The sequence below is a fragment of the Polaromonas sp. P1_G4 genome, assembly GCF_056405475.1.
On record NZ_JBFUCA010000328.1, the window covers coordinates 1 to 4,830 of the forward strand.

Genomic DNA, 4,830 nt, shown 5'->3' on the forward strand with positions numbered 1-4,830 from the left:
GGGCGTCAGCACCGAATAGCGCACACCCGGCTTGCGCTTGATGCCGGCCATCACCTCGGCGTTGTCGGCCATTTGCGGCACCCACTTGGGCGACACATAACTCGTGACTTCGATTTCAGTGAGGCCAGCGTCCTGCAGGCGGTGCACCAGCTCGATCTTTACGGCAGCAGGCACCTGGGCTTTTTCGTTCTGCAAGCCGTCGCGCGGGCCGACATCGACAATTTTGACTTTGGAGGGCAAGGACATGGTTTTTTCCGTATTCGATTTCAGGATCAGGCGGCCGCAAGTGCCGCGCCACGCGGGCGCAACCACAAAAGCAGCCAGCCGGCCAGCACACCCAGCGCACTGAACAACAAAAGAACCCCACCGATAAAGCCCTGCACCAGCACCGACTCCACAATCTGGGCCTGCACCRGATCTGCCACCGGATAACGCACCTTCACGGCCTCACCCACTTTATGGACGGCACCGCCCTGGCGCACCAAGGGGTCGGCCACACGCAGGGTACGGCCATCGTGTGCGGAAAATTCAACAATGCTTTTCTGGCCCGTGCTGAGCTTCAGGCGGGACGCTTCATGTCCCACCACCCGCCCGGCTACCGTACGGGTGTCGCTGCCAAGACCCAGGCTTGAGGCCAGCAGCCAGGCCGCTGCCAGGGCCGTCAGCCCGCTGGGCACCAGCAACAACCAGCCCAAAACACTGAGCAGGCGGTGGGGCGTGGACGATGGCATCACTGAAACTCCGGGGTCTGCGCTTCAACAGCTACTTCAACAACTTCAATAGCCACGCAGTGGATCAACAATACCAGCAACCCGCTCCCCGCGCTCGACGGCACGCACCTTGCCCGCAATCTGGGCAATGCTTTCCTCACGCAGCGTGCGGGCCGAGGTGTGCGGGGTTACCGTGACTTTCGGGTGTTTCCAGAAAGGGTGATCTCCCGGTAACGGTTCGGTATGAAACACATCCAGCGTGGCGCCCGCCAGGTGGCCGTTGTCGAGCAGCGTGATCAGGTCGCCATCGACCAGGTGGCTGCCGCGCGCCACGTTGATGACATAGCCGCCGGGCCGCAACTGCGACAGGGTGTCCAGGTTCATGATGCCCCGCGTTTCAGACGTCAGCGGCAGCAGGCACACCAGGATGCGGCTGGCCGCGAGAAAATCCTGAAAACCCTGCCCACCCGCATCGCCTGAAAAACACCGCACACCCTCAATCGTCTTGGGCGACCGGCTCCAGCCATTGACCGGAAAATCAAACTGCGCCAATGCACGTCCGACGCGCTCGCCCAGCACGCCCAGGCCCATCACGCCAATGGGGAAATCGGTGCGCAGGCGCGGCTTGCGGTACGACCACTTGCCTTCGGCAATATCGGCCTCATAGCCATCGAGCTCGCGAAAATGGCGAATGACCGCATGGCACACAAACTCGGCCATCTGCACGGACATGCCGGCATCGTCCAGCCGCACCACCGGTACGCCGGCGGGCAGCCGCAGCTTCATCAGCGCATCAACGCCGGCGCCAATATTGAAGATGCCTTTGAGCTTTGGCTGCTCGTCAAAGAACTGCTGGGGCGGCGCCCAGACCACCGCGTAGTCGGCCGGCGCCGCGCCAGTGGACCACAACTCCACCTGCGCATCGGGAAACTCGGCTTTCAGGCCGTCTACCCAGGGCTGGGGTTTGATATCGGAACAGCAAAAACTGATGCGCATGAAAAGAATCCCGTTTGAATCAAAGCAAAGTAAAAATCAAACGGCTATTTTCAACAATTCCGAGCCCTCGCTCACCTGGTCACCCGGCGCATACAGCAACTCCTGCACCACGCCATCGGCCGGCGCGGCAATGGTGTGCTCCATCTTCATGGCTTCCATCACCGCCAGTGGCTGGCCCTTGCTCACCTTGTCACCGGCCTTGACGGCAAACGACACCACCTTGCCAGGCATGGGCGCCGTGAGGCGGCCGCCTTCGGCCTGCGCTTCGCCCGCATGGGCCAGCAGGTCAATCGACAGGATTTGCGTGGCGCCTTTGGCGGTGAACACATGGTCCAGCTCGCCCTGGGCATACACGGCAGCCGTCATGCGCTGGCCGGCAAACTGCACGTCAATGCCCTGGGCGGTTTCGGCAAACACCAGCGGGCCCGATGCCTCGCCAATCGTGAGGCGCAGCGCACCGTCGTGCAGATAGGCAAGCGTTGCCTTGGCCGGTTCGTCGTGAAATTCAAACTCAAAGCGGCGTTCCATCACCCCATGCGAGCGCCAGCCATCGCGGCGGCTGAAAGGGTCTGCGCCTTCCATGGCCCGCTCATCCAGCAGGGCCTTGGCCACCGCCGCCGCACCCGCCATGGCCAGGCCCACCGGCTCCTGCTTGAAAAGCACGGCTTCTTCGCGCTGGATCAGCGCGGTGTCGAGGTTGGCTTTGGCAAACGAAGGGCTGCGCACCACATAGCGCAAGAACTGCACATTGGTGCTCAGGCCCACGATGCGGGTCTGCGCCAGAGCATCGTCCAGCCGGGCCAGCGCTTCTTCGCGCGTGGCGCCATGCACGATGAGCTTGGCCACCATGGAGTCGTAATAAGGCGAAATCGCGTCGCCTTCACGCACGCCGTCATCCACCCGGACCTGTCCTCTTTCAAATGCCGTGTGCGCCGGCTTCTTGTAGACGTGCAGCGTGCCGGTAGCGGGCAGAAAGTTGTTKTCAGGCGTTTCGGCGCAGATGCGCGCTTCGATGGCATGGCCGTGGATTCGCAGTTGATCTTGCGCCAGCGGCAGCTTTTCACCCGAGGCCACGCGCAGTTGCCACTCCACCAAATCCAGCCCGGTAATCGCTTCCGTCACCGGGTGCTCCACCTGCAGGCGCGTGTTCATTTCCATGAAGAAGAAGTTCATGCTGCCGTCGGCGCGCTGCTCCACAATGAACTCCACCGTGCCAGCGCCCACGTAATTCACGGCGCGCGCAGCAGCCACAGCCGCTTCACCCATCTGCTTGCGCATGGCTTCGGTCATGCCAGGGGCAGGCGCTTCTTCCAGCACCTTCTGGTGGCGGCGCTGCACCGAGCAGTCACGCTCAAACAGGTAAACGTAATTGCCGTGCGTGTCGCCAAACACCTGGATCTCTATGTGACGCGGGCGCTGGGCATACTTTTCCACCAGCACCGCGTCATCACCAAAGCTGTTGATGGCCTCGCGTTTGCACGATGCCAAAGCCGCGTCGAAGTCTTCCGTCTTGTCGACCGCACGCATGCCCTTGCCGCCACCGCCTGCGCTGGCCTTGATCAGCACCGGGTAGCCAATGCGGTCGGCCTCGCGCTTGAGCAGGGCCGGGTCCTGGTCGCTGCCGTGGTAGCCGGGCACCAGCGGCACGCCGGCTTTTTCCATCAATTGTTTGGACTCGGCCTTCAGGCCCATGGCCTTGATGGCCGACGCCGGTGGGCCAATGAAGACCAGCCCCGCGTCGGCACAGGCCTGGGCAAATTCCTCGTTCTCGCTCAGGAAACCATAGCCGGGGTGAATCGCCTCGGCGCCGGTGGCCCTGGCGGCTTCGATGATGCGTTCCCAGCGCAGATAGCTGTCTTTGGGCGCGCTGCCGCCGATATGCACTGCCTCGTCGCAAAAGCCAACATGTTTGGCGCCCGCATCGGCATCGGAATACACCGCAACGGACTGGATGGCCATGCGGCGTGCAGTAGCCGCTACGCGGCAGGCTATCTCCCCCCGGTTGGCAATAAGAATTTTTTTAAACATGGTCGTTCTTTGAGAAAGGAGACTTCAAGGTAAATGCGGAAGTGGTGCCCGGGTCGGGCCGCCCGCTGAAGATGCGGGCCACGCGGATAAACAGCTGACGCAGGAACCGCCAGCAAACGCGGATCAGCCAGATGCTGAGCGCCAGCACCAAAGCCAGCACCACCACAAAGATCAGCGGATGGGCAATCGCCAACCACAGGCCGGCCGGCACCAGCGAGTCTTCCACCAGCGAGGCACCGATGTTGCTGAAAGGCTCGGGCGAGGTGTTGATGGCTGCGCGCGTGGTGGCCTTGGCCGCAAAGCTGGTGGCAGCCAGTGTGCCGCCCAGCAACGCAGCCACCAGCGCGCCCAGGCCGTTGTCGGCGCCAAACACCGCCGCAGCAAGCGCCGCACCCGCGGGGATGCGAATCACGCCGTGCACCACATCCCACAGCGAATCAAGGCCGGGAATCTTGTCGGCAAAAAATTCAATGAACACCATGAAGCCGCTGACACCCAGCACCACCGGGTTGGCCAGCAGGAGCAGTCCCTGCGGAAGCTCTACCCAGCCCATAAACCCTGCCAGCCCGGTCAGCAGCACGACAAGGTACAGGCGCACGCCACTGGCCCAGCCCAACGCACCGGCCAGGGCAATCAGTTGTGCGGTGTCCAGGGCTTGCATCAAGTGATCCAGTTCGGTTTGCGTTTTTGCAGGAAGGATTGAACGCCCTCACGCCCTTCGGGGCTCACGCGCACATCGGCAATGCTTTCCACCGTCATCTGCACGAGCTCCGGCGTGATGGGCTGGCCAGCCACGTCCTGCACCAGCTGTTTGCACAGCTTCACGGCTTCGGGGCCTGAATTGACAAGTGCCTTCACAAGCTCGGCCACCTTGGCGTCCAGCGCATCGGCTGTCACCACTTCGTGAACAAAACCAATGCGCAAGGCCTCGGCCGCATCAAAACGTTCAGCCGTAAGGAAGTAGCGATGCGCCGCCCGCGCGCCCATCGCGCGAATCACATACGGGCTGATGGTGGCGGGTATCAGGCCCAGCTTCACCTCGCTGAGGCAATACCCTGCCGTGTCCACCGACACAGCCATGTCGCATGCCGCCACC

5 protein-coding genes and 1 pseudogene are annotated in these 4,830 nt (G+C 62.6%); all 6 read right to left on the minus strand.

Annotated elements, in window-relative coordinates; genetic code table 11:
* Window positions 1–246, minus strand: a pseudogene (locus tag AC1D1X_RS15755) (hydroxymethylglutaryl-CoA lyase); the annotation flags it as partial.
* A gap of 26 nt (window positions 247–272) precedes the next feature.
* Entirely contained in the window at window positions 273–731 is a 459-nt protein-coding gene (locus tag AC1D1X_RS15760) for a DUF3592 domain-containing protein (protein ID WP_477698612.1), read from the minus strand.
* A 45-nt stretch (window positions 732–776) separates the two neighbouring features.
* On the minus strand, window positions 777–1,706 hold the full coding sequence (locus AC1D1X_RS15765) for a 2-hydroxyacid dehydrogenase (protein WP_477670072.1): 930 nt from the start codon (window positions 1,704–1,706) through the stop codon (window positions 777–779).
* 36 nt (window positions 1,707–1,742) lie between these two features.
* Window positions 1,743–3,734: an acetyl/propionyl/methylcrotonyl-CoA carboxylase subunit alpha gene (locus AC1D1X_RS15770; protein ID WP_477698613.1), complete on the minus strand. Its 1,992-nt coding sequence runs from the start codon at window positions 3,732–3,734 to the stop codon at window positions 1,743–1,745.
* Complete coding sequence (locus tag AC1D1X_RS15775) at window positions 3,727–4,395, minus strand: DUF4126 domain-containing protein (protein WP_477670074.1); 669 nt, start codon at window positions 4,393–4,395, stop codon at window positions 3,727–3,729. The genes AC1D1X_RS15770 and AC1D1X_RS15775 overlap by 8 nt, the downstream gene beginning before the upstream one ends.
* Window positions 4,395–4,830, minus strand: a 436-nt coding sequence (locus AC1D1X_RS15780) for an enoyl-CoA hydratase-related protein (RefSeq protein WP_477698614.1), incomplete at its 5' end; no start/stop codon positions are given. The genes AC1D1X_RS15775 and AC1D1X_RS15780, both read right to left, overlap by 1 nt.